Annotated in this window: 24 protein-coding genes; 14 read left to right on the forward strand and 10 right to left on the reverse strand. The window is 66.5% G+C overall.

Annotated features, from left to right (window positions below; all coding sequences use genetic code 11):
* Positions 1 to 8 precede the first annotated feature (8 nt).
* The 3 genes from AC3WLY_RS08900 to AC3WLY_RS08910 form a co-directional block, all read right to left on the reverse strand.
* Positions 9 to 3,149: an efflux RND transporter permease subunit gene (locus AC3WLY_RS08900; RefSeq protein WP_492309030.1), complete on the reverse strand. Its 3,141-nt coding sequence runs from the start codon at positions 3,147 to 3,149 to the stop codon at positions 9 to 11.
* Positions 3,146 to 4,261 carry an efflux RND transporter periplasmic adaptor subunit gene (locus tag AC3WLY_RS08905; protein WP_175961714.1) on the reverse strand — a complete coding sequence of 372 codons (1,116 nt, stop codon included), beginning with the start codon at positions 4,259 to 4,261 and terminating at the stop codon, positions 3,146 to 3,148. Before AC3WLY_RS08905 ends, AC3WLY_RS08900 begins: the two co-directional genes overlap by 4 nt.
* Positions 4,262 to 4,343: 82 nt before the next feature.
* Positions 4,344 to 4,961: a TetR family transcriptional regulator gene (locus tag AC3WLY_RS08910; protein WP_310133910.1), complete on the reverse strand. Its 618-nt coding sequence runs from the start codon at positions 4,959 to 4,961 to the stop codon at positions 4,344 to 4,346.
* Between the two features lie 78 nt (positions 4,962 to 5,039).
* Between AC3WLY_RS08910 and AC3WLY_RS08915 the strand changes: the two genes are divergently transcribed.
* The gene (locus AC3WLY_RS08915) at positions 5,040 to 6,500 is read left to right on the forward strand and encodes an efflux transporter outer membrane subunit (RefSeq protein WP_492309029.1); all 1,461 of its coding nucleotides are present in this window, start codon (positions 5,040 to 5,042) and stop codon (positions 6,498 to 6,500) included.
* A 230-nt stretch (positions 6,501 to 6,730) separates the two neighbouring features.
* Complete coding sequence (locus AC3WLY_RS08920) at positions 6,731 to 7,225, forward strand: low affinity iron permease family protein (protein ID WP_175961712.1); 495 nt, start codon at positions 6,731 to 6,733, stop codon at positions 7,223 to 7,225.
* Positions 7,226 to 7,566: 341 nt separating this feature from the next.
* Here AC3WLY_RS08920 and AC3WLY_RS08925 read toward each other — a convergent pair whose 3' ends face one another.
* Positions 7,567 to 8,277 (reverse strand): response regulator, encoded by a 711-nt coding sequence (locus tag AC3WLY_RS08925; protein ID WP_492309041.1) that lies wholly within the window; start codon positions 8,275 to 8,277, stop codon positions 7,567 to 7,569.
* Between the two features lie 594 nt (positions 8,278 to 8,871).
* Between AC3WLY_RS08925 and AC3WLY_RS08930 the strand changes: the two genes are divergently transcribed.
* Both AC3WLY_RS08930 and AC3WLY_RS08935 read left to right on the forward strand, forming a co-directional pair.
* Positions 8,872 to 9,219: a hypothetical protein gene (locus AC3WLY_RS08930; RefSeq protein ID WP_492309028.1), complete on the forward strand. Its 348-nt coding sequence runs from the start codon at positions 8,872 to 8,874 to the stop codon at positions 9,217 to 9,219.
* 82 nt (positions 9,220 to 9,301) lie between these two features.
* On the forward strand, positions 9,302 to 9,523 hold the full coding sequence (locus AC3WLY_RS08935; protein ID WP_175961711.1) for a hypothetical protein: 222 nt from the start codon (positions 9,302 to 9,304) through the stop codon (positions 9,521 to 9,523).
* Between the two features lie 67 nt (positions 9,524 to 9,590).
* On the opposite strand, the gene AC3WLY_RS08940 is transcribed toward AC3WLY_RS08935, so the two are convergent.
* From AC3WLY_RS08940 to AC3WLY_RS08955, 4 genes are all read right to left on the reverse strand, one after another.
* Positions 9,591 to 10,145, reverse strand: a complete 555-nt coding sequence (locus AC3WLY_RS08940) for a GNAT family N-acetyltransferase (RefSeq protein WP_244137334.1) — start codon at positions 10,143 to 10,145, stop codon at positions 9,591 to 9,593.
* A 90-nt stretch (positions 10,146 to 10,235) separates the two neighbouring features.
* On the reverse strand, positions 10,236 to 10,457 hold the full coding sequence (locus tag AC3WLY_RS08945; protein ID WP_175961709.1) for a hypothetical protein: 222 nt from the start codon (positions 10,455 to 10,457) through the stop codon (positions 10,236 to 10,238).
* A 153-nt stretch (positions 10,458 to 10,610) separates the two neighbouring features.
* Positions 10,611 to 10,874, reverse strand: a complete 264-nt coding sequence (locus AC3WLY_RS08950) for an HPr family phosphocarrier protein (protein WP_175961708.1) — start codon at positions 10,872 to 10,874, stop codon at positions 10,611 to 10,613.
* Between the two features lie 5 nt (positions 10,875 to 10,879).
* Complete coding sequence (locus tag AC3WLY_RS08955; protein WP_175961707.1) at positions 10,880 to 11,356, reverse strand: hypothetical protein; 477 nt, start codon at positions 11,354 to 11,356, stop codon at positions 10,880 to 10,882.
* Between the two features lie 162 nt (positions 11,357 to 11,518).
* Here AC3WLY_RS08955 and AC3WLY_RS08960 point away from each other — a divergent pair, with 162 nt between their 5' ends.
* Both AC3WLY_RS08960 and AC3WLY_RS08965 read left to right on the forward strand, forming a co-directional pair.
* Positions 11,519 to 11,863, forward strand: coding sequence for a zinc ribbon domain-containing protein YjdM (locus AC3WLY_RS08960; protein WP_034184663.1), 345 nt, complete (start codon positions 11,519 to 11,521; stop codon positions 11,861 to 11,863).
* A gap of 97 nt (positions 11,864 to 11,960) precedes the next feature.
* Positions 11,961 to 12,797, forward strand: coding sequence for a fused MFS/spermidine synthase (locus AC3WLY_RS08965; RefSeq protein ID WP_310133927.1), 837 nt, complete (start codon positions 11,961 to 11,963; stop codon positions 12,795 to 12,797).
* 7 nt (positions 12,798 to 12,804) lie between these two features.
* Here the strand turns inward: AC3WLY_RS08965 and AC3WLY_RS08970 are convergent, their stop codons facing one another.
* Positions 12,805 to 12,990 carry a ribbon-helix-helix protein, CopG family gene (locus tag AC3WLY_RS08970; RefSeq protein WP_034184418.1) on the reverse strand — a complete coding sequence of 62 codons (186 nt, stop codon included), beginning with the start codon at positions 12,988 to 12,990 and terminating at the stop codon, positions 12,805 to 12,807.
* Positions 12,991 to 13,147: 157 nt separating this feature from the next.
* Positions 13,148 to 13,915, reverse strand: a complete 768-nt coding sequence (locus AC3WLY_RS08975) for a YoaK family protein (RefSeq protein ID WP_492309027.1) — start codon at positions 13,913 to 13,915, stop codon at positions 13,148 to 13,150.
* A gap of 241 nt (positions 13,916 to 14,156) precedes the next feature.
* On the opposite strand from AC3WLY_RS08975, the gene hyfB reads away from it, so the two are divergent.
* From hyfB to AC3WLY_RS09015, 8 genes are all read left to right on the forward strand, one after another.
* Complete coding sequence (gene hyfB / locus AC3WLY_RS08980; RefSeq protein ID WP_492309026.1) at positions 14,157 to 16,160, forward strand: hydrogenase 4 subunit B; 2,004 nt, start codon at positions 14,157 to 14,159, stop codon at positions 16,158 to 16,160.
* Complete coding sequence (locus AC3WLY_RS08985) at positions 16,154 to 17,104, forward strand: respiratory chain complex I subunit 1 family protein (RefSeq protein ID WP_034184415.1); 951 nt, start codon at positions 16,154 to 16,156, stop codon at positions 17,102 to 17,104. Before hyfB ends, AC3WLY_RS08985 begins: the two co-directional genes overlap by 7 nt.
* Entirely contained in the window at positions 17,105 to 17,764 is a 660-nt protein-coding gene (locus AC3WLY_RS08990; RefSeq protein WP_492309025.1) for a formate hydrogenlyase, read from the forward strand.
* Positions 17,757 to 19,220, forward strand: coding sequence for a hydrogenase 4 subunit F (locus tag AC3WLY_RS08995; RefSeq protein WP_175961702.1), 1,464 nt, complete (start codon positions 17,757 to 17,759; stop codon positions 19,218 to 19,220). Before AC3WLY_RS08990 ends, AC3WLY_RS08995 begins: the two co-directional genes overlap by 8 nt.
* Positions 19,221 to 19,223: 3 nt before the next feature.
* On the forward strand, positions 19,224 to 20,786 hold the full coding sequence (locus AC3WLY_RS09000) for a hydrogenase large subunit (RefSeq protein ID WP_492309024.1): 1,563 nt from the start codon (positions 19,224 to 19,226) through the stop codon (positions 20,784 to 20,786).
* Entirely contained in the window at positions 20,786 to 21,301 is a 516-nt protein-coding gene (locus tag AC3WLY_RS09005; protein WP_072437921.1) for an NADH-quinone oxidoreductase subunit B family protein, read from the forward strand. Before AC3WLY_RS09000 ends, AC3WLY_RS09005 begins: the two co-directional genes overlap by 1 nt.
* A gap of 144 nt (positions 21,302 to 21,445) precedes the next feature.
* The gene (locus AC3WLY_RS09010; protein WP_425132107.1) at positions 21,446 to 21,832 is read left to right on the forward strand and encodes a hypothetical protein; all 387 of its coding nucleotides are present in this window, start codon (positions 21,446 to 21,448) and stop codon (positions 21,830 to 21,832) included.
* Entirely contained in the window at positions 21,829 to 22,041 is a 213-nt protein-coding gene (locus tag AC3WLY_RS09015; RefSeq protein ID WP_006489184.1) for a twin transmembrane helix small protein, read from the forward strand. The genes AC3WLY_RS09010 and AC3WLY_RS09015 overlap by 4 nt, the downstream gene beginning before the upstream one ends.
* The last annotated feature ends 503 nt before the right edge of the window (positions 22,042 to 22,544 follow it).

The raw sequence follows: 22,544 nt of genomic DNA on the forward strand, positions 1-22,544 counted from the left end.
GATGGGTGTCAATCGCGCGCGTCCAGCGCACGCTGAAGCGCGGGCTCGACAGGCAACATCTGCGCATGCCGGCCATCGCGCGAACCGGCGGTATGGCCGGGCCGGATCCTGAACCAGATCGCGTACATGGCCGGCAGGAACACCAGCGTGAGGACCGTCCCGGCGAACGTGCCACCGATCAGCGTGTACGCGAGCGTGCCCCAGAACACCGAATGGGTCAGCGGGATGAACGCGAGCACTGCCGCCATGGCCGTGAGGATCACCGGGCGCGCGCGCTGCACGGTGGCTTCGACCACTGCATGGAACGGATCGAGCCCCGCCTGTTCGTTCTGATGGATCTGCCCGATCAGGATCAGCGTGTTGCGCATCAGTATCCCCGACAGCGCGATCAAGCCGACCAGCGCGTTGATGCCGAACGGCTGCCCGAACAGGATCAGCGTCGGCACCACGCCGATCAGGCCGAGCGGGCTCGTCAGGAACACCATCACCATCGCGGAGATCGAGCGCACCTGGAAGATGATGATGATCAGCGTGACCGCGAGCATGATCGGGAACAGCGGCAGCATCGCGGTTGTCGCCTTGCCCGATTCCTCGATGGAGCCGGCCTGCTCGATCCGATAACCGCTCGGCAGTTTCGCGACGATCGGCTGAAGCTGCTTGGTGATCGCTGTCGAGACATCCGGTGGTTGCAGACCCTCGGCGATATCGCCGCGCATCGTGATCGTCGGCACGCGATCGCGCCAGCGCATGATCGGCTCCTCCATCCGCACGTCGACCTTGCCGACCTGCGACAGCGGAATGCGCTGCCCGTTCGCGCCGGCGAGCGTGAAGTCGCCGAGGCGGGCCGGGTCGAGCCGCGCATCGCCGGCCGAGCGCGCGACGACCTGCACGGTGCGAATGTCCTCGCGCACGGCGGTGACCGGCACGCCGGTGAGCAGGAACTGCAGTTGTTGCGCGACGGCGCTCGACGTCAACCCCACCGCCTGAAGGCGATCCTGCTGCAACGTGAAATGCAGCGTCGGCGCACGCGTGCCCCAGTCGGCATTGACCGTGCGCATCATCGGGCTACCGTCCATCACCCGCTCAACTTCAGCGGCAATACCGCGCAATTTGTCGGGATCGGGGCCGGTGACCCGATAAGCCACGGGGAACGGCGAATATGGCCCGAACACGAGCTGCGTGACGCGCACGCGCGCTTCGGGAGCGAGACCGCCTGCGATTGCCTGACGCAGCCGCTGCTTCAATGCGTCACGCTCGTCCTGACTGTCCGTGCGGACCACGATCTTCGCGAATGACGGATCGGGCAACTCCGGTCCCATCGCCAGATAGAATCGTGGCGCACCCTGTCCGACATAAGCGGTGACGATTCTCGCTTCCTTTTGCTTCGCGAGCCACGCCTCGACTTTCGACGCGGCGACGTTGGTCTGCGAGATCGACGTGCCGTATGGCATCTGAACCTCGATCAACACTTCGGGACGGTCGGAAATCGGGAAGAACTGTTTCTTCACGATCGCCATGCCGAGAATGGCGAGCACGAAAAGACCGACGACCGAACCGGCGATGAGCCATTTGTGCGCGATGACGCGCGTCAGGAGCGTGCGGAAGCGGTTGTAGCGGGGCGTGTCGTAGATCGCGTCGTGACCGCCTTCGACCTTCTTGAAGTCGGGCAGCATCTTCACGCCGAGGTACGGCGTGAACACCACCGCAACGACCCACGATGCGATCAGCGCGATGCCGACGATCCAGAACATGTTGCTGGTGTATTCGCCGGCGGTGGAGCGTGCGAAGCCGTTCGGCATGAAGCCGACCGCGGTCACCAGCGTGCCGGCCAGCATTGGCGCGGCCGTATGGCTCCACGCATAGGCTGACGCGGCTATGCGGCCATAGCCTTCCTCCATCTTCACGACCATCATCTCGATCGCGATGATCGCGTCGTCCACCAGCAGCCCCAGCGCGAGGATCAGCGAGCCGAGCGTGATGCGATCGAAGTTCTTGCCTGTCGCGGCCATCACGACGAACACGACGGCCAGCGTCAGCGGCACGGCCGCGGCGACGACGAGGCCCACGCGCCAGCCCATGCTGACGAAGCTCACCAGCATGACCACCAGCAGCGCGGCGAAGAACTTGACCATGAACTCGTCGACGGCCGAGCTGATGTTCACGGCCTGATCGGTGACCTTGGTGAGGCTCATGCCGAGCGGCAGCGCGCCATTGATCGCGCCGACTTCGCTGTCCAGCGCGTGGCCGAGGTCGAGCCCGTTCCAGCCGTCGCGCATCACGATGCCCAGCAGCAGCGCGGGTTCGCCGTTGTTGCGGATCATGAACGTCGCCGGATCTTCATAACCGCGCTCGACGGTGGCGATGTCCGACAGTTTCAGCGTGCGGCCCTGCGAGACGATCGGCGTGTCGCGAATCTTCTGCAGCTTGTCGAACGCGCCGTCCAGCCGAATGAAGATCTCCGGCCCGCGGGTCTCGACGGAGCCGGCGGGCGTCAGCGCATTCTGGCCGTTGAGCGCGGCGAACACGTCCTGCGGGCTGACGCCGAGCGTCGCGAGCCGGTCGTGCGACAACTGCACGTAGATGCGTTCGGCCTGCTCGCCGACGATGTTGACCTTCTTCACGCCCGGCACATGCAGCAGCCGCTGGCGCAGCGTTTCCGCATCGCGCACCAGCAGGCGCTGCGGTTCGCCCTTCGCCTTCAGCGCGAACAGCACAAAGGTGACGTCCGCATATTCGTCGTTGACCAGCGGCCCGATCACGCCGGCCGGAAGGTTGCTTGCCTCGTCGCCGATCTTTTTCCGCGCCTGATAGAACTGCTCCTGTACTTCCGACGGGGGCGTGCTGTCGAGCAAGGTCAGCGTCGTGAACGCGAGGCCGGGCCGCGTGTAGGTTTCGGTCCGGTCGTACCAGCGCAGCTCCTGCATGCGCTTCTCGATCTTTTCGGCAACCTGGTCGTGCATTTCCTGCGCGGTGGCGCCCGGCCATGCGGTGACGATCGTCATCACCTTGACCGTGAACGCCGGGTCTTCCGCGCGGCCGAGCTTGAAGAACGAAACGAGCCCGGCCAGCGAGATCAGGCAGATCAGGAACAGCGTGATCGCGCGCTCGCGCACGGCGAGCGCCGACAGATTGAATCGACCTTCGCTCACGGCCGTGCTCCTTCGTTGGCCGCCGCGACGGTCTGACCGGACATCCGGACCTGTGCGCCTTCGTGCAGCAACTGCGCGCCGAGCGCGACGACCCGGTCCCCTTGCTTCAGTGCGCCGGACACGCGGGCGCTGTCGTCGTCCAGACGCTCGACCGCGACCGGCCGCCACGCCACCCTGGCCGGCTCGCCTGCGACCACCCACACGCCGGGCCCTTTGCCGGCGTCGAGCAGCGCGCCGATCGGCACCTGCAGGCCGCCCGCCAGCGTCGCACGCGCGTCGGGGATCTCGATCGTGACGGTCGTGCCCAACGGGGCGTCGGCCAGCGCGCCTTGCAGCACATAGCGCGCTTCGAAGGTGCGCGTGCGGATATCCGCGGTATCGGAGAGCTGGCGCAGCGTCGCGGGAACGCTCACGCCCGGCTTGCCGAACAGCTCGGCTTGCGCGGCCGAGCCGATGGCGGGGCGCAGGGTTTCCGGCAACTGGATCACGGCTTCCCGGCTACCGGCGTGGGCGATGCGTACCACCGGCTGGCCCGCGCTGACGACCTGGCCCGGCTCCGCCAGCGTTTCCATGACGACGCCGTCGCCGTCCGCGACGAGCTGCGCATAGCTCGTCGCGTTGCGCGCGACGTCGGCGTCGGCTTCGGCGGCGCTCAGCTGCGCTTTCGCGGCATCGGCCGCCGCCTTGACCTGGTCATACGCCGATGCCGAGATTGCGCCGGTGCCGCGCAGGTCGCGGTAGCGGGCTTCGTCCTCGGCAGTCTGCCGCGCGCGGGCCCGCGCGGCCGCGACGGCCTCGTCGCGTGCGCGCGCCGCGAGCTTCAGGTCGACGGGATCGATCCGCATCAGCGGCTGGCCGCGCCTGACGGTTTGCCCGGCGTCCACGAGCCGCTCGAGCACCTTGCCGGACACGCGAAACCCGAGGTCGCTCTGCACGCGGGCGGCGACGGTGCCGGTAAACGAGCGGGACGCGGGCGCCGCTGCCTGCACGATGGCGGTACGCACGAGCGGCGCCTCCGTGCGCGGATCGGAAGGCGCTTTTCCGCTGCAAGCGACTAGCGCGAAGGGCAGTGCGGAAGCGAGTGCGGACAGAGCGAGGCGACGCCGAAGCATGAAAGTCCCATTGGCGAAGTGATCGGGACTTTCATTGTGGTTCTTGTGACTAAATTAGTCAATAGTCACAAACGGTGCCGCATCACGGCGACAGGCTGCGAAGCACGAGGCTGGACAGTTGGGCGGGCGCGACGTCGGTCGTGTCGAGGTTGTACTGCAACAGCAGCGGATTGAGATACGGCCGCATGACCAGGTAGATCGCCATCGCGGTTTCATCGAGCGGCGTCTTGCGCTCGAAGTCGCCGCTTTGGCGGCCTTCCTGCAGCACGTCCTGCAGCAGCGTCTGCACGCGCGCTTCGTACGCCTGCACCGACTGCCAGTTCCCGGTGGCGGCCGATGCGGCGATGTCGTACAGCTTCCGATCGCGGAAAAACAGCCGGAGGCTCGCTTCGGTAAAGACCCGGAACATCCGCCGCAGCTTTTCGGTCGGCAGGCCGGCGTCGGCCACGGCCGCCCGGACGTCGGTTTCGATCTGGTGCAGGCAGTTCGCGCAGATCATTTCGCCGATCGCCTGCTTCGACTCGAAGAACTTGTAGATATACGCCTTCGAAAAGCCGATGGACTTGGCGAGATCGGACACGGTCGTTTTTTCATAGCCGTACCGGCTGAAGTGCTCGGTGGCGGCGGCCACGATCTGATCCCGTACGTCGTGGTCGGCCGGACCGCGTGCGGGGATCGGGGGAGGGGCGTCTTTTTTCATGGGCTGCGGGCTGACAGGAATGGACAACGAGTGACTATTTGGTATTATAGTCACTACCGGATTCTTGCGAAGACCCTCATGCTACCCAAACCCATCGTTGCCGCGGTTCTTGCCGCCGCTCTGTCGGCCGGCTGCGCCGTCGGGCCCGACTACGTGCAGCCGGATCCGGCCATGCCGGAGCGGTTCCAGGGCCAGGTCGCCGTGGAGCAGCGGCACGCGGCCGCCGAAGCCGAACTCGCGACGTGGTGGACGGGTTTCGGCGATCCGCAATTGACGCAGTTCGTCACGCTCGCGCTCGCGCAGAACCTCGATCTTGCGCAGGCCGCAGCTCGCGTCGCGCAGGCCCGCGCGGCGCTAGGGTCGGCGAACGCCGCGCTGTTGCCGTCCGGCAATGTCAGCGGCCAGGCCGCGCGCGTCTACCAGTCTGTCGAGACTCCGTTGGGACGGGTGTTGAATTCGACGCCCGGTTTCGACCGTTACGGCAACGACTATGAGGCCAATTTCAGCGCGAGCTGGGAACTCGACGTGTTCGGCGGCCTGCGCCGCGGCCGGGAAGCGGCGCTCGCCGACTATCGGGCCTCGGAAGCGGGGGCGGTGGCGACGCGGCTGGCCGTCGCGGCGCAGACCGCGGACATTTACATCGTCATTCGCGGGTTGCAGGGCCGCCTGAAGGTCGCGCGGCGCCAGGTGCAGACGCAGCAGGATCTGCTGTCGACCATCAATCTGTTGTATGGAAAAGGTCTGGCGGCGGAGCTTCAGGTCAGGCAGGCCGAAGGCGCGCTGGCCCAGGTTCGCGCATCTGTCCCGGTGCTGGAAGCGGCGCTGGACGCGTCGATGAATGCGCTCGATGTGATGCTCGGTTCGCAGCCTGGCACGCATCGGGCCGAACTTCTGGACGACGGTGATATCCCGGTTGCGCCGCAGATCGCGACGATGGGATCCCCGCGAGAGCTGCTCAGGCGCCGGCCCGACCTGCTCGTGGCCGAGCGTCGCGTCGCGGCGTCGAACGCGCGCATCGGTGTGGCCATTGCCGAGTATTACCCGAAGTTCTCGCTGAGCGGGCTGATCGGCAGCGCAACGACAATGGGCGCGGGCAACCTGTTTTCCGGCGGCGCGAATCAGGCTGCCGGCGTGCTCGGCTTGCGCTGGCGTCTGTTCGACTTCGGCCGGATCAATGCGCAGATCGCGCAGGCAAAAGGACAGGAGGCCGAAATGCTGGCCGCCTACCGGCTCGCCGCGCTGCACGCCACCGAGGACGTCGAAAACGCGTTCTCGGCGCTCGTCAAGCGCGAGGAGCAGGCTACCGTTCTGGCCGACGGAGTGAACTCGCTCGGCAGGGCGCGGGCGGCATCGTTTGCGGCCTACCAGAAAGGCGTCGTCAGTCTGATCGAGGTCTTGCAGGCCGATGAAAGCTTGCTGCGTGCCTCCGATGAGCGCGTGCAGGCGCAAACAGAATCGGCACGAGCAGCGGTTGCCGCGTTCAAGGCACTCGGTGGCGGCTGGCAACCTGGCGCATCCGAAGCGGTCGCCGCTCGATAGCGGCCGTATATGCCAGGGAGTTGCCGGGAACGCGGCTCTTGTTCCTTGCCGGGATGAGGACTTTGCCGCATGCGCTACCGCGATAGCGCCCACTATGTCATCTGTGCCGTGCGTGGCACTGCGCGGCGAGGCGACCGGGCATGCGACCTGCTCCTGGGTGTGCAGCGCTTGCATACGGGACCGAACCCCGGGCATGCGCCGCGATCCGACATTCGTATCCGGGAGGCGCCATGCGCGAATCGAACGATCCTTCCCGCGTCCGGCAGGACGCGGGCGGCGAACTCAGAGCTGGCGTCGCAGCGGCGTACCGGCCGGCGCGCCATCCCGTCACGCGCCTCTTCGAACGCTTCGCGTCGCACGTGACCGTGTGGGCCGGTTCGCCGGTCGCGTTCGGCAGCGCGGTCGCCGTCACGGTGCTGTGGCTCTTCACCGGGCCGCTCTTCCACTATTCGGATGCGTGGCAGCTCGTCATCAATACCGGGACGACGATCATCACGTTCCTGATGGTGTTCCTGCTTCAACGCAACCAGAACCGCGACAGCGTCGCGCTGCATCTGAAGCTCGACGAGCTTCTCGCGGTCACGCACGCGGCGAGCGACCGGCTGATCGGGATCGAGGACGCATCGGAGGAAGAATTGCGCGCGCTCGCGCAGACCTACCTCGACATGGCGAAGCGGGCCGCCGAGCGGGAAGGCGAGCCGGCCGACAATCCGCCCGAATCGTGACGGGGAGAATGGGGGCGCGGTACGGCTGCGGAACGATCGGCACGAGAACTGCGGACGTTTTTTCAACCGGTTGTCATTTCTGTTGCGGCATCGCAGATCGCAACGCATCCGCGCGGTGAATGCCGGTTGCGCGTCGGTTGCAGTCGGCGTGTTCGTGCGGGGGAAGTCGCGCTGCAGACGACCGATCTCTGCCTGTCGTGCAAGGCGCCGGGCGGAGGATGGCAGGCCGGCGGCGCGCAAGGGGCGGCACGCGCGCAACAGCCGGTGGGCAGTTGATCGACTCGTGCGCTCGTGCGGCGCACATGTGGCACGCGACGCAACGCGCCGGCACGGATTCGGCGCTAATCCCAAGCGTGCTTGCTGAACTGATAACCCTTGCCGCGGATCGTTTTGATTCGCTGCGGTTCGAGCGCGTCGTCACGCAGTTTGCGGCGCAGCTTCGAGATGTGACAGTCGATCGTGCGATCGAGGCCGTCGAACTCGATGCGGCGTAACAGCCGCGTCAGGTCTTCCCGACTGACCACCTCGCCGGCGCGGCTGGCAAGGGCCCACAGCAGGTCGAATTCGGCCGAGGTAAGGCGAGGCGCGCTACCGTCAGGAAGATGAACCTGGCGATCCGACCGGTCGATGGAGAACTTGCCGAACACGAATCGCTGGGGCGATTCCGGCGCGCAGTCGGCCGGCCGCATGCGTAGCCGTCGCAACTGCGCGTTGATCCGCGCGAGCAGAATGCGTGGCTCGATCGGCTTGCGGAGAAAGTCGTCCGCGCCGAATTCCAGGCCGAGCAACTCGTCGAACTTTTCGTCGCGTGCCGTCACCATGATGACGATGCCGCCATATTGCGTGCGTGCCTCGCGGCAAATCTCGAAGCCGTCCTTGCCCGGCAGGTTGATGTCGAGAAGCACGAGGTCGGGGCAACTCGCGACGATCGTGGATACGGCGTCGGTACCGTCGAACAGCGTGTCCACCTTGTACCGATGCTTGCGCAGATAGTCTGCGATCAGCGCGGACAAATGGACGTCGTCTTCGACGAGCAGGATTCGGATGGGCATCGGTAAACGAGGAGGCAATGCGGGAAAATGACGAGCGGTCAGGCCCAGTCCGAACGCGTGGCAACCGAAGCGAGGTGCATGATACTGCGCAACATTCCGATGGAATGTGATGAAATCTGCATCGTTCGTTGAGCACGTCTGCACGGAAATCGTCACCGGCTTGCGGAAAAGCGAACGGATGACGGTGTGGAATCGTGTCGGCGGCGAACGGCTCGATATTCGGGTGAAAAGATTCAGAGCGATATCCGGCGCGTAGCCGGCAGGGAGCCCTGGCGAGGCGTCGTTCGGGTGAAAAACGTTTGCGGAAAACCGCTTGCGCGAATGCCGCTTGCGCTGGCCAACGCGAAGCCCCGTAAAGGTTGCTCGACATATCATTACAAAATATTACGTACGCCGCGGCGCATGGTTCCCTACAATCCTCGCAACTGACGGACGTGCATGTCTTGCAGCGACGAAGGCGGTGACCGATACACGCGGTTGCCCGCATTCGGCGCGCCACAGCCGGCATTGAACGCATGTGGATCGGTGTTGACGTCGCACGGGCCTTCGAGGGGCAAGCATCCGGACCGTACGATGTATTGACAGGAGTGCGAAATGGAATCGCTGCAAGTCATCCAGAATCTCGACGTGCTCACGAATGCGATCGAAGTCGCGGTCGCCCGGGCTGACTGGAGCGAGGCCGTCCGGGCCGCGGAAACACGTTCAAGGTTTGTGATTGCGCTTGCGCCCGATCAACCGGACGAGGTTCGCGCGGCGATCGGGAGAATGCAGGAGATCGATGTCCGGATCTCCACCGTCGCCCGGGAAACGTTCGAGGCACTCATCGCCGAGGGCTGGATTGCGTTGTACGAAACCGGGCCGGCGACGCAGGTGTTGGCGGCGAAGCCGCTGTCTCCCGGGGCGGATGCCATGGCATCCCGAAACCCTTCTTTTCCCGCATGAGCGTCACTACCCGGGCGCCCATGCTCAATACGCGGACAGATCTTTGGAAGTGCCTGTCACGGGTTAACGTTTCGGTGGCGGTATGCGATTTCGAAAACGCATCAATTATGTCGATGCAACACGGTGGTTCGCCGATGGCGACCATGATCGAGTGGAGAACCGTGAAGGCGTGTGGGCGGTCGCCACGCCGGAGGGTTGGCGTTCGGTGAAGCCTGGCGACTGGATATTGCTCGACGAGCGCGGCAACTGCTGGCCGATGGACGACAGGCTCTTTGCGAATTTCTACGAACCGGTTGCGGAGTGAGTGCGGCTGAACCACACGCACCGCAAGCGGATGCGGCACGCCCGCGATAGCGGGTGCGCCATCGTGCCTACCGGCTCGCGCGTGAAAACAGCAACGAATCGGTGTCGTTGAACCTGATGCGCACCGGATCGCCATAACCGGCTTTCTCCGCGACGCGGATCGACGCGACGTTGGTCGGCGCGATCAAACACACGCTGCGTTCGAACCGCTGCTGCGCATCGAGCCACGCGAGCGCGGCCGCGAGCGCCTCGGTCGCATAACCGTTGCCGTGCGCCCACGTCGCCAGCGCCCAGCCGGCTTCCGGCACCCCGCGAATCGACGGCTCGACGAGCCGGTGGAAATCGGCGAAGCCGAGATCGCCGACATAACGGCCCGACGCCTTCTCGCGAATCGCCCAGTAGCCGTAGCCGAGCAGCGGCCACAGCCCGCGATACGCGAGCATGCGCATCCACGAGTCGCGCGGCGCGGACGGCTCGCCGTTGAAGATGTGCGCGACGACGTCCGGCTCGGCCCACATCGCGGCGAGCGCGTCGAAGTCGCCGAGCGGATGGCCTTCGAGGACGAGGCGCGGCGTGTCGAGGACGGGCGGGGAGGCGACGGGCGGCGGGACATTCGACGTCATCGGGCATTCCATGGGCAGGAAGGGGGAGGCACGCGGACCGGCCGCGCGGAACGTGCCGGTACGATACCGCGGAATCCGCCCGCGCGGCTGCTACTTCAGGCTTTTCAGGAAGGACCGTCCTGCGGACGTGATCGAAATGCCGGAGCGGCCGTGCGGCGGATGGCAGGCGAAACCCGCACCGACGAGTTCCCGCGCGATCGACCAGCCGAGCGCCGGTGCATCCCGGCCGTAGCGAACGTCGGCGAGGCGTTCGAGTGCCCAGACGGCGGACGCCGACAGGTTGGGGGCGTTTGACGTGTCTTGGTCGCTCATGACTTCCTCCGGGAATGGGTATACGGTGTGGATCGCGGCAGCGCGGCTGCGGAATGCGGCGGCAGGTATTCCGTCATCGGGCGCGTGTCTCGCGGCGTGAGCGCATCGACAGCAGCAGGTCGACGCGCGACGGGGCGGAGGGCGGCACGCGGGTCAACCCTCCTGCAGCAACGGCAGCAGCGCCTGAAGCGCCGCTTCCTCATCGGGCCCGGCGGCCAGCACCTGGGCGGACGTGCCGCCGCGCAACTCCAGCGACGCGATCGCGGCGCCGTTTTTCGCGTTGCCGCGGCACCCGTTCACGATCAGCACGATGTCGCTTTCGAAGCGGCGTGCCGCTGCGACGACCGCGTCCCTGGCCGCGCCTGCGCGGGTCCGGTTCCACGCGGCGCCGATTTGAAGGTAGACGACGGTTGCCACGTTTTTTACGAAAGCCTCTGGTTGAGTCGTCGGGGGCCGTGCGCGGCGCCGAGCCCGCAGTGCGCGAGAAACGCGCGAAACGCGGCTTCCCACGCGGCGTCGCGCAAGTCGATGTCGATGCCGGCGAGTCGTTCCATTTCCGGGTTGACGAACACGGCGCGCAGCGATCGAGGCGGCACGCCGCGCGCGAAGCAATGGTCGTCGGCATCGAGCAGCAGGTGCGGATGGCGCCGGAACCGCACGCAGGCGACCGAGATCGGGTCCGTCACGTGCCGGGCCGATTCCGCCGGATACACGAAAGCCAGGTGAATCTCGGCCGCCGCCAGCTGTGCGCCGACGTCGTGGAAGCGATGAATCAGCTGGAAGCCGCGTTCGACGCCGCGCCCGACACCCACGACGACGAGCGGCCGGTTTTCCGTGATTTCCCGAAGCGTCACGGGGCGCCGATCGGGCCGCAGCAGTGCACCATCCAGCTCGAACATGTCGACATCCTCAGCGAAACCGCCAGCAAGTCCGATGAACGGCGGGAAGCGAGGATTATAGTACAGCGATGGAAAACATGTGTATTGTATTATAATGCCGTGTGCAGCAGATGCTGCGCTTGCCCGTTTTTTCGACTCGAACCTTACCCGATGGATGCTGCAATGAACGCCGCCCCTGCCTGCCCGCAATGCGCGATGGAAAACACCTACCCGGACGGCACGCTCTACGTGTGCCCGGACTGCGGTCACGAATGGTCGGCGACGGCCGGTGCCGAAGCCGGCGATGAAGCGGCCGGCGACGTCGTCAGGGACGCGAACGGCAACGTGCTGTCGGACGGCGATTCGGTCGTGCTGATCAAGGACCTGCGCGTGAAGGGCTCGTCGATCACGCTGAAGATGGGCACCAAGGTCAAGAGCATCCGGATCGTCGGCGGCGATCACGAAGTCGACTGCAAGACGGACGCCGGCGGCTTCATGCTGAAGGCCTGTTTCCTGAAGAAGGTGTGATTGCGCGCGTGCGCCGCCGCGGCGGCGCTTCGTTCGCGCGGCCGGCCGCCCGCGCTTCGAGCGGCTTCGACTGTTTGACTACCCGGGTATAGCAAGCATGGCAGAGGATCGAACCTCCTACGATGCGTTCGTCAGATTCCTGTCGACGCCGTTGCGCGATGGCCGGCCGTTCGTGCTGGAGACGCGCCATGCGGTGTCGCTGCACTTCGATCATCTCGCCACGCAGAGCTTCATGTCGCTGAAGAATCCGGCCGCGCTCGCGCTCGGCTATACGCGCGTGATGATGGGCTTCCTGCTGCTGCAGCCCGCGCCCGCGCGCATCTGCATGCTCGGGCTCGGCGGCGGCTCGCTGGCGAAATACTGCCACCGGCATCTGCCCGATACGGCGATCGATGCGGTCGAGATCAATCCCGAGGTGATCGCGCTGCGCGACGTGTTCAGGATTCCTGCGGACGATGCGCGCTTCAGGGTGGTGTGTGCCGATGGCGCGGACTACATGACGGAGGCGGACGTGCGCGCGGACGTGATCCTGCACGACGCGTTCGTCGCCGAAGGCATGCCGGGCCGGTGCGCGAGCGCCGCCTTCTTCGCGGCGTGCCGCGAGCGGTTGAACGACGCGGGCGTGCTCGCGATCAACTTCACCGACGACGATCCGGCGCTGCCGCTGTACCTCGAGCGGCTGGGCGCCGTGTTCGGTGCGTCGTATGCGCTGGTCCCGTGCGGTGACGACAACAATTTCGTCGCGTTCGCATGGAAGGGCAGCGATCGCTTGCCGTCGTTGCGCATCCTGCTCGAGCGCGCGCTTCAGTTCGCCGTTGCCGGCGAACTGAAGCTGGCCGCCACGGCCCGGCGGCTGAAGAGCGGCGCGGGCATCGATCCGGCGCGGCTGGTCTGGCGCGAGCAAGCGCCCGGGCGCTGGGAAATCGGGGCTTGACCCGCGGTTACTTCATGCGCTTGCCGAGCGGGCTCTTGGTCTTGTAGGTCACGCCGTGATGCTCGAGATACTCGCGGATCAACTGACGTACGACTTGCGACGGCGTGAGATCCTGCGCCGCGCAGAGCATCTCGAATGCTTCCTTCTTGGCGGGATCGATCAGGACGGTCAGGCGGGCGGTCTTGGTTTCCATTGCGCGGACAGGTCGGCGGATATGTTAATCAAATTATAATACATCTGCTTTCGGCGTCACGGCCGAAACGGGTTGTTCGGCCGGTTGTCGAGCGGTCTGGTCATCCATCCGGACGGCCCGCCGGGATGCGCCCGCACGGGTCGGGTTTCGCGCCGGCTCAGGGCCGGCGATCGAGCCGGCAGAACCAGGTCAGCACGTCGTCGGCCACGGGCACGATCGCGAGCGTGACGAGCATGCCGGTGAGCGGTACCGTCGACACATAGCCGACGTACTTGAAGCCGATCGCGCCGGCCAGGCCGCCGACGAAGAACGACGCCAGCATCGTGGCGTGAATCCTCAGCTTCGCGCGGTTGGCGACAACCGCATGCATGTCCACGTCGACGGCCGAACGGTTCCAGTAAAACAGCTTGCCCAGCTCGATGCCGAGGTCGGTCACGATGCCGGTCATGTGCGTCGTGCGGATCTCCGCGCCCGACAGCTTCGTGATCATCGCGTTTTGCAGCCCCATGATGAAGCACAGCAGGATCACGGTCACGGGCACGAAGAACGCTTCCCACAGCGCGAGGTGGCTGCCGAGCAGCCCGAACAGCAGGAGCAGCACGGCCTCGACCAGCAGCGGCAGCACGTACTGGCTCTGCAGGCCGCGGCGGCGCCCCCAGTTGACGAGCACCGCCGAGCAGCCGGCGCCGACGAGAAACGACGCCAGCGAACTGATGCCGGCCAGCGCGAGCGGAATGTCGCCGAGCGCCGCCTGGTCGGCGATCGCCGACACGATGCCGCTCATGTGCGACGTGTATTGCCTGACCGCAAGGAAGCCGCCCGCGTTGGTCGCGCCGGCGACGAACGCGAGCGAAAAGCCGAGCTGGCGGTTCGCGGTTGCGCTGCGGTGTTTACCCGTCAGGCTTCGAAAGTACTGCGCTGGCATAGGGGCTTCGCTCAATCGCCGGGATCGCGGGCGCGGACATGGCCGGACGGCGCCCTTCGGGCCGAACGGGCGGCCCGCGAAGGCGCCGGCTTCCTCGAATCATGTGGCTTGTATGATAATGCCATTATCATATCCTGTTAGCCAGATTTGGCTTTCGATGCAATAATGCACGTGGAGCCGGCGCGCCTGCCGTCGCCGTTCCATGCCCCCGTTCAACCCGAGCGTACTGGAGACAATCCGGATGGCACCCGTGCCGGTCATCCATTTCGTGCTGCTGGTCGTGGCTGCCTGGCTCGCGATCGGCGCGCTGGGGCTCGGGGCGTTGCATCGCACGCGGGTCGTCGCGCACGGGCTGTTTCCGCTCGGTGCGCTGGGTGGGCTGCTGCTGGCGGCCGCGGGGCTCGCGGGCGTGTTTGCCGAGCCGTCCGTCGCGGTGCTGCCGATCGGGCTGCCCGACCTGCCGTTCCATCTGCGGCTCGACCGCCTGTCCGGCTATTTCCTGTTCGTGCTCGGCCTCGTCAGCGCCGGGATCGGCGCGTTCTCCGCCGGCTACTTCCGCAAGGGCGAGGGCGCCGCGCCCGGGCTCATCTGCTGCGAATATCACGTGTGCGTCGCGAGCATCGCGCTCGTGCTCGTCGCGGACGACGCGTACGCGTTCATGGTCGCGTGGGAAACGCTGACGCTGTCCGCGACCTTTCTCGTGATGACCAACCACCGGATCGGCGAAATCCGCCGTGCGGGCTACCTGTATTTCCTGATTTCGCATGTCGGCGCGCTCGCGCTGCTGCTGTGCTTCGGCATCCTGCAGGCGCGCACCGGCGATTACACGTTCGCGAACATGCGCACCCAGTCGCTCGATGCAACCTGGGCGTCGCTCGCGTTCCTGCTCGCGCTCGTCGGCTTCGGCGCGAAGGCGGGCGTATTTCCGCTGCATGTATGGCTGCCCGATGCGCATCCGGCCGCACCGTCCCCCGTGTCGGCGCTCCTGAGCGGGTTCGTGCTGAAGGTGGGGCTCTACGGGCTGCTGCGCACCGTGTTCGACCTGCTGCACGTGCAGATCGCGTGGTGGGGCGTGCTGCTGCTCGTGCTCGGCGGCGGCACCACGCTGCTCGGCGTGGTCTTCAGCACGATCCAGGTCGACATGAAGCGCCTGCTCGCCTATTCGTCGATCGACAACATCGGCCTGATGTTCGTGTCGCTCGGGCTCGCGGTCCTGTTTCGCGCGTTCGGCATGACGACCCTGGCGGCGCTCGCGCTGACCGCGATGCTCTATCAGGTCGTCGCGCATGCGGCATACAAGAGCCTGCTGTTCCTGGGGACAGGCGCCGTGCTGCACGCCACCGGCGAGCGCAATCTCGGCAAGCTCGGCGGGTTGATCCGTTTCATGCCGTGGACGGCCTGGGCCGTGCTCGCGGGCGTCGCGGCGAGCGCCGGCCTGCCGCCGCTGAGCGGTTTCGTCGCGGAGTGGCTGTTGCTGCAGGCGTTCCTGTTTACGCCCGGCCTGCCGGATTCGGTGCTGGCGATGACGGTGCCGATCGCGGCCGCGCTGGTTGCGATGTCGGCCGCGCTCGCCGGCTACACGATGGTCAAGTTCTTCGGCATCGTGTTTCTCGGGCAGCCGAGGGAAGCCAAACTGAGCCGCGCCCGCGACGCGAATGCGTGGGAGCGGCTCGCGTTCTGCTGGTTCGCGGCGCTCAGCGTGCTGCTCGGGCTGATGCCCGCGCAGTTCGTCAAGCTGCTGGATCCGGTCACGCGCGGGCTCGTCGGCGCCGGCGTCGGCGCGGACAATCACGGCTGGCTGCTGTTCGTGCCGGTGTCGACCGCGCGCGCGAGCTACATGCCGGCCGTGTTCATGCTGTTTTTCGTCGCGTGCTGCGGGCTCGCGTGGCTGCTGGTGCGGCGCTTCTACCACGGCCGGCTGCGCCGCGCCGCGCCGTGGGGTTGCGGCTTCCCGTTTCCGACCACGCGGATGCAGGACACGGCCGAGGGGTTCGGGCAGCCGATCCGCGAGATCTTCGCGCCGCTGCTGCGCATCGAGCGGCAGTTGCCGTCGCCGTTCGACGCGCAGCCCGCGTACCGGGTGTCGGTCGCCGATCGCACCTGGCTGCTCTACGAGCGCATCGCGGCGATCACGCTGCGCGCGGCCGAATGGGCGGGCCGGCTGCAGACGGGCAGGATCGCCGTCTACCTGACCTACAGCTTCGCGGTGCTGATCCTGCTCCTGATGCTGGTGAGAAGATGGTGACCGTCTCCGGCGTGGTATCGCAGATCCTCGAGATCGTGGTGGCGCTCGCCGCCGCGCCGCTGCTGTCCGGCTGGATCAACCAGTGCCGCGCGTGGCTGCAGAACCGGCGCGCGCCGTCGGTCTGGCAGCCGTACCGGATGCTCCACAAGCTGTTCAACAAGGAATCGGTCGTCGCGCACGGCGCGAGCGCGGTGTTCCGCGGCGCGCCCTACGTCGTCTGGGCCGCGATGACGCTCGCGTGCGCGATCGTGCCGACGCTGTCGACGGAGCTGCCGCTGTCGCCCGCCGCGGACGCGATCGCGCTCGTCGGCCTGTTCGCGCTCGCGCGCGTCGCGCTGTCGCTCGCCGCGATGGACATCGGCACGGCATTCGGCACGCTCGGCGCGCGGCGCGAGATGCTGATCGGCTTTCTCGCGGAGCCGGCGCTGCTGATGGTCCTGCTGTCCGCGTCGCTGATCACGCAGTCGACGCTGCTGACGAGCATCGTCGGCACGCTCGGGCGCGGCGAGCTCACGCTCTATCCGAGCCTGGCGTTTGCCGGCATCGCGTTCACGCTGGTGTCGCTCGCCGAAAACGCACGGCTGCCCGTCGACAATCCGGCCACCCATCTCGAACTGACGATGATCCACGAGGCGCTGATGCTCGAATACTCGGGACGGCATCTCGCGCTGATGGAATGGGCGGCGAGTCTGAAGCTGTTCGCCTATTCGTGCATCGGTCTCGCGCTGTTCGTCCCGTGGGGCATCGCCGAGGCCGGTAACCCGCTCGCGCTGCTGCTGGCGGTGCCGGTGCTGTTCGTCAAGCTGATGGCGGGCGGCGCGGCGCTCGCCGCGGTCGAGACCGTCAATGCGAAGATGCGGCTGTTCAGGGTGCCCGAGTTTCTCGCCACCGCGTTCCTGCTCGCGGTGATCGGCATGCTCGTGCACATCCTGCTGGGGGCGTGAATGCACGGCTACGCGACGCAACTGATCAACTTCCTGGCGGCGCTGCTGCTGATCCTGTCGTTCGCGATGCTGAGCCAGCGACGCACGCTGTCGCTGATCCATCTCTATACGCTGCAGGGCGTCGCGCTCGTGTCGGCCAACCTGATTCTCGGCGTGCTGACGGGCGACGCGCACCTGTTCGTGTCCGCCGGGCTGACGCTCGTGCTGAAGGTCGGTGTGATCCCGTGGCTCCTGTATCGACTCGTGCGCCGGCTCGACGTGCGCGCCGACGTCGAACCGCTCATCAACATCCCGACCACGCAGCTGATCGGCATCGTGCTCGTGATCGTCGCGTTCAACGTCGCATCGCCGATCAGCCAGCTTGCGACCTCGGTCGCGCGCGGCGCGCTCGGTATCGCGCTCGCCTGCGTGCTGCTGTCGTTCATGGCGATGATCACGCGCGCCAAGGCGATTCCGCAGGTGATCGGCTTCCTGTCGATGGAGAACGGGTTGTTTTTCGCGGCGACGGCCGCGACCAACGGGATGCCGATGATCGTCGAGCTCGGCATCGGGCTCGACTTGCTGGTCGGCATCCTGATCCTGGGCGTGTTCATGTTCCAGATCCGCGAGCAGTTCGACAGCCTGGACATCCATCACCTCGAGACGCTCAAAGATGAATGAGGCCCATGTCGTGCTCGCCGTGCTCGGCCTGCCGCTCGCGGCCGCCGCGACGCTCGCGTGCGTGCGGTCCAGCCGCGTCGCGCGCAACCTGAACGCCGGCTTCAGTTTCGCGACGTTCGCGGCGACGCTCGCGCTCGCCGCGCACACCGTCGAAAACGGCCCGTCGAGCGTGTTCGACGGCGCGTTCTTCGTCGATCCGCTCAACGTCTACCTGGTCGCGCTGACCGCGTTCGTCGGCTGGACGACGTCGTTGTTCTCGCGTCCGTACATGCAGGTCGAGGAGGATCGCGGCCGGATGACGGCCGCGCGGATGCGGCTCTATCACGCGATGTATCAGCTCTTCATGTTCGCGATGCTGCTCGCGCTGCTGACCGACAACCTCGGCGTGCTGTGGGTCGCGATGGAGGCGGCGACGCTGGCGACCGTGCTGCTCGTCAGCGTCTACCGGACGGCCGCGAGCCTCGAGGCCGCGTGGAAGTATTTCATTCTGTGCGGCGTCGGCATCGCGCAGGCGCTGTTCGGCACGATCCTGCTGTACCTCGCCGCAAGCCGGCAGCTGGCCGGCGGGGATGCGCTGCTGTGGACGAGCCTCGTCGCGGTCAAGGCGCACCTCGACCCGACCATCGTGTCGATCGCCTTCGTGTTCCTGCTCGTCGGCTACGGCACGAAGGTCGGCCTCGTGCCGATGCACAGCTGGCTGCCGGACGCGCATGCCGAAGGTCCGACGCCGATTTCGGCGGTGCTGTCCGGCTTGCTGCTGAACGTCGCGCTGTATGCGGTACTGCGCTGCAAGGTGCTGGCCGACGGCGCGCTCGGCAACGGACTGCCGGGGCGGCTGCTGGTCGGGTTCGGGCTCGTGTCGGTGCTGGTCGCGTCGTTCTCGCTGTTCCGGCAGAAGGACGTGAAGCGGCTGTTCTCGTATTCGTCGATCGAGCACATGGGGCTGGTGACGTTCGCCTTCGGCCTCGGCGGCCCGGTCGCGACCTTCGCCGGATTGCTGCACATGACGGTGCACTCGCTCGTCAAGTCGGCGATCTTCTTCGCGGTCGGCCATGCGGCGCAGAAGGCCGGCACGCAGGCGATCGACGGCATTCGCGGGCTGCTGCAGGTCAGCCCGACCGTCGGCTGGGGGATGATGCTCGGCACGCTCGCGATTCTCGGCCTGCCGCCGTTCGGCGTGTTCGCGAGCGAGTTCCTGATCCTGACGACCGCGATGAACACGCTGCCGTGGACGGCACCGTTGCTGCTGCTCGGGCTCGCCGTCGCCTTCGCGGCGATCTTCGCGCGCGTGCAGCGGATGGTATTCGGCGGCACGACGACGGCGAAACCGCTCGGACACCGGCCGGCGCTGTTGCCGGTGTTCGTCCATCTGGCGCTCGGCCTGATGCTCGGCCTGTACGTGCCGCCTTATCTGGCGACCTGGTATCGCCAGGCCGCGACGATGCTGGCGGGGTGACGCATGCGACTCGAATCGATACCCAGGGAGGCCGCGGTCCCGCTCGAATGCCGGGCGGGCCAGGTGCGCGCGGCGCTGATGGAAGTCGACCCGGCGGGGTGGCTCGAGACGGCGCGCGTCGCGCGATCGGAGCGGAGCCGGCTCGTCGCGATGTGGGGCGGCGACGCGCGCGACGCGGGTTTTGCGGTGAACGCCGCGTACGAATGCGACGACGGCATCCTGTGGGTGCGTCTCGCGACCGGGCGGCAGCCCGACGCCGGCGGGGATTTCCCCGATCTGGCGCCGCTGTTTCCGTCCGCCGCCCGGATGCAGCGGGCGATCTTCGACCTGACCGGCCTGAGCGCGCGCGGCGCGCAGGACGCGCGGCCGTGGCTCAATCACGGCAACTGGCCCGACGACTATTTCCCGCTGCAACGATCGGCGAGCGGTGTCGAGGCGTTCGAATCGAACGAGGCGAACTACCGGTTCGTGCCGGTGGCCGGCGACGGCGTGCACGAGATCGCGGTCGGGCCCATCCACGCCGGCATCATCGAGCCGGGACATTTCCGGTTTTCGGTCGTCGGCGAGAAGGTGCTGCGCCTCGAGGAACGCCTCGGCTACGCGCATCGCGGCGTCGAGCGACTGTTCGAGCGGACGGCCGCGTCGAACGGCCATCGCGTCGCGGGCCGGATCGCCGGCGATTCGACCGTCGCGTTCTCGTGGGCCTATTGCATGGCGCTCGAGCACGCGTGCCGCACCGCAGTGCCGACGCGCGCGCTGTATCTGCGCGCGCTCCTGCTCGAACGCGAACGCGTGGCGAATCACCTGGGCGATCTCGGCGCGCTCGGCAACGACGCCGGGTTCGGGTTCGGTCTCGCGCAGTTTTCCCGGCTCAAGGAGGACTGGGTCCGGATGAACGATCGCGCGTTCGGGCATCGATACCTGATGGACCGGATCGTGCCCGGCGGCGTGGCGGTCGACGTCGGGCACGACAGCGTCGCGAGCCTGTCGGACGCGTGCGAACGCATCGAACATGACGTGCGCGTCATGCGGACAATCTACGAAGACCAGTCGGGGCTGCAGGACCGGTTCGTGGGCACCGGCAGATTGACCGCCGAGGTCGCCGCGCACTTCGGCGTGCGCGGCCTGGCCGCCCGCGCCAGCGCTCACGCGTTCGACGTGCGCGCGGCGATGCGGTCCGCGCCGTACGACGAGGTCGCCGTCAACGCGGCGAGCGATCCGCGCGGCGATGTTGCCGCACGCGTGGCCGTGCGGTTCGCCGAGATCGACGAATCGGTGCGCGTGATGCGCGTGCTGCTGGCGAATCTGCCGGCGGGACCGGTCGCTGTCGAGGTGGCGCCCGCCGCGGCGCCTGCCCGCGGGATCGGCTGGGTCGAGGGATGGCGCGGCGATATCTTCGTCGCGCTCGAGACGGAAGCGGACGACGCGATCGCGCGGTGCCATTGCCACGATCCGTCGTGGCAGAACTGGCCGGCGCTCGAACATGCGATCATCGGCAATATCGTTGCCGATTTTCCGTTGATCAACAAATCGTTCAACCTGAATTACGCGGGGCACGACCTCTGATGTGGCAGCTTATCCGGCAATTTGCGCGCACCGATTTTCCCGACGAGCCCGTGCCGGCGGCGGAGGACGCGTGGCGTCGCGAGGAGGGGCGCATCCGGCAGGACATTCTCGATCTGCTCGGGCGCGCGCTCTGCATCCGGCAGATCGACGCGGGATCCTGCAACGGCTGCGAGCTGGAGATCCATGCGCTGAACAACGCCTACTACAACATCGAGGGGCTCGGCATCAAGTTCGTCGCGAGTCCCCGCCATGCGGACCTGCTGCTCGTGACCGGGCCCGTGACGCTGAACATGCGGGCGGCCGTGCTCGCCGCATACGACGCGACGCCGGCGCCGAAGCTCGTCGTCGCGGCCGGCGAGTGCGCGTGCACGGGCGGCATCTTTGCCGACAGCTATGCGGTGTGCGGCCCGGTTGCGTCGATCCTGCCGGTCGACGTGACGATTCCCGGCTGCCCGCCGCCGCCTCGCGACTTGCTGCGCGGGATCCTGACGGCCTGCCGGGCGCGCGGCGCTTGACGAGGCGGGGCCGTGGCGATTTTCAGCGCGTTCGTTCGGGGATCCTGCGAGCATCGTGCCGCGACAGGGCGTGCGACGCGACGGGCGCCGGAAACGCGGCAGAATCCTGTTTTCATCCCGCTTTTATCGGCTGGCGAGCCGGATATCCGGCTCGTTCGCCATGACTTCGACTCCTGCTTCATGACACCTGTCAAATTCATTCTTCGCTACACGGCGATCCCTTTCACGGCCATCGTGGCCGTGGTGATCTGGACCGTCATACCATCGTCGAAAGAGATCGATGCGAGACAATATGCGGCGCTGTCGCGTGCGTATGCGAGTTTCCCGCTGCCGTTCCGGCACGAGATCTCGGAAGCGATGGACCACGGCCGGATCAACGACCGGCGCTACCAGGCACTCGTGCGCGATTCGCTGGGCAACGGCGTCGCGCTGGACTGGCCGGCATCAGGCGTCGGCGGCATCGCGGACGAGCGACAAAAACTGGCCGAACTGATTCAGGCCGATTCGGATCTTCAAAGGCAACACCCATGAAAACCCTGCTGGTCTCCGTGGCATTCGCGATGATCATCGCGAGCCTGATTTTCGCGCTGTATTTCATGAATCACGATCGCGGCAAGTCCAAGCGAATGGCGTGGTCGCTCGCGGCACGCGTCGGGCTGTCGGTCACGCTGTTTCTGTCGCTGCTGATCGCGTACAAGCTCGGCTGGATCGAACCGACCGGATTGCCGATCGGGCGTTGAGCGGGGCACGCCCTGCTGTATGCGGGGCGTTTTCTCAAATGCAAGTTTGATTCAGGAATAGAGATGTCGTGATAAGAATACTTATCTCGATGGCATTTATCGATGCGGTATCAGCTCGATGCCCGGCGACATGACGAAGTTCTCTCGGCTACGCCCACGATGACGATCGGCGGCGTGACCTAGGCACCGGCAAGTTGACCGTGCACGACGACGGTACGGCACTTGCCGCGTGAATGGTCTGGCGCATTTCCGGGGAGGCTGCGGGCATGCTTCGGCAATGGCCCATCAGGCAAGCCGGATACATGCATGCAGACCGTTTCGATATCACGAACAAGAAGCTTGCAAAAGGCGTTGGGTCCATACATGCCCGATTCGGGCGATTACCCTATCTGGCGCGGCATGCATCGTCTTCTCGAAATTCAGATCGGATACTGGCTCGGGCGGGAAAATAGTGGGTAACCACAAGGATCCGCCGACAGTTTACAAGCCCAGTGCTATGTCAT

This window comes from Burkholderia sp. FW306-1C-G01B (assembly GCF_058781685.1).

What these genes read in the sequence shown, in the direction of transcription:
- AC3WLY_RS09000 (WP_492309024.1), top strand. Translation starts at nt 19,224, where the DNA reads ATGCGACTCGAATCGATACCCAGGGAGGCCGCGGTCCCGCTCGAATGC.
- AC3WLY_RS08945 (WP_175961709.1), bottom strand. Translation starts at nt 10,457, where the DNA reads ATGAGCGACCAAGACACGTCAAACGCCCCCAACCTGTCGGCGTCCGCC.
- AC3WLY_RS08935 (WP_175961711.1), top strand. Translation starts at nt 9,302, where the DNA reads ATGCGATTTCGAAAACGCATCAATTATGTCGATGCAACACGGTGGTTC.
- AC3WLY_RS08970 (WP_034184418.1), bottom strand. Translation starts at nt 12,990, where the DNA reads ATGGAAACCAAGACCGCCCGCCTGACCGTCCTGATCGATCCCGCCAAG.
- AC3WLY_RS09015 (WP_006489184.1), top strand. Translation starts at nt 21,829, where the DNA reads ATGAAAACCCTGCTGGTCTCCGTGGCATTCGCGATGATCATCGCGAGC.
- AC3WLY_RS08915 (WP_492309029.1), top strand. Translation starts at nt 5,040, where the DNA reads ATGCTACCCAAACCCATCGTTGCCGCGGTTCTTGCCGCCGCTCTGTCG.
- AC3WLY_RS08920 (WP_175961712.1), top strand. Translation starts at nt 6,731, where the DNA reads ATGCGCGAATCGAACGATCCTTCCCGCGTCCGGCAGGACGCGGGCGGC.
- AC3WLY_RS08965 (WP_310133927.1), top strand. Translation starts at nt 11,961, where the DNA reads ATGGCAGAGGATCGAACCTCCTACGATGCGTTCGTCAGATTCCTGTCG.
- AC3WLY_RS09005 (WP_072437921.1), top strand. Translation starts at nt 20,786, where the DNA reads ATGTGGCAGCTTATCCGGCAATTTGCGCGCACCGATTTTCCCGACGAG.
- AC3WLY_RS08990 (WP_492309025.1), top strand. Translation starts at nt 17,105, where the DNA reads ATGCACGGCTACGCGACGCAACTGATCAACTTCCTGGCGGCGCTGCTG.
- hyfB (WP_492309026.1), top strand. Translation starts at nt 14,157, where the DNA reads ATGGCACCCGTGCCGGTCATCCATTTCGTGCTGCTGGTCGTGGCTGCC.
- AC3WLY_RS08975 (WP_492309027.1), bottom strand. Translation starts at nt 13,915, where the DNA reads ATGCCAGCGCAGTACTTTCGAAGCCTGACGGGTAAACACCGCAGCGCA.
- AC3WLY_RS08930 (WP_492309028.1), top strand. Translation starts at nt 8,872, where the DNA reads ATGGAATCGCTGCAAGTCATCCAGAATCTCGACGTGCTCACGAATGCG.
- AC3WLY_RS08910 (WP_310133910.1), bottom strand. Translation starts at nt 4,961, where the DNA reads ATGAAAAAAGACGCCCCTCCCCCGATCCCCGCACGCGGTCCGGCCGAC.
- AC3WLY_RS08925 (WP_492309041.1), bottom strand. Translation starts at nt 8,277, where the DNA reads ATGCCCATCCGAATCCTGCTCGTCGAAGACGACGTCCATTTGTCCGCG.
- AC3WLY_RS08985 (WP_034184415.1), top strand. Translation starts at nt 16,154, where the DNA reads ATGGTGACCGTCTCCGGCGTGGTATCGCAGATCCTCGAGATCGTGGTG.
- AC3WLY_RS08960 (WP_034184663.1), top strand. Translation starts at nt 11,519, where the DNA reads ATGAACGCCGCCCCTGCCTGCCCGCAATGCGCGATGGAAAACACCTAC.
- AC3WLY_RS08995 (WP_175961702.1), top strand. Translation starts at nt 17,757, where the DNA reads ATGAATGAGGCCCATGTCGTGCTCGCCGTGCTCGGCCTGCCGCTCGCG.
- AC3WLY_RS08940 (WP_244137334.1), bottom strand. Translation starts at nt 10,145, where the DNA reads ATGACGTCGAATGTCCCGCCGCCCGTCGCCTCCCCGCCCGTCCTCGAC.
- AC3WLY_RS08905 (WP_175961714.1), bottom strand. Translation starts at nt 4,261, where the DNA reads ATGCTTCGGCGTCGCCTCGCTCTGTCCGCACTCGCTTCCGCACTGCCC.
- AC3WLY_RS08955 (WP_175961707.1), bottom strand. Translation starts at nt 11,356, where the DNA reads ATGTTCGAGCTGGATGGTGCACTGCTGCGGCCCGATCGGCGCCCCGTG.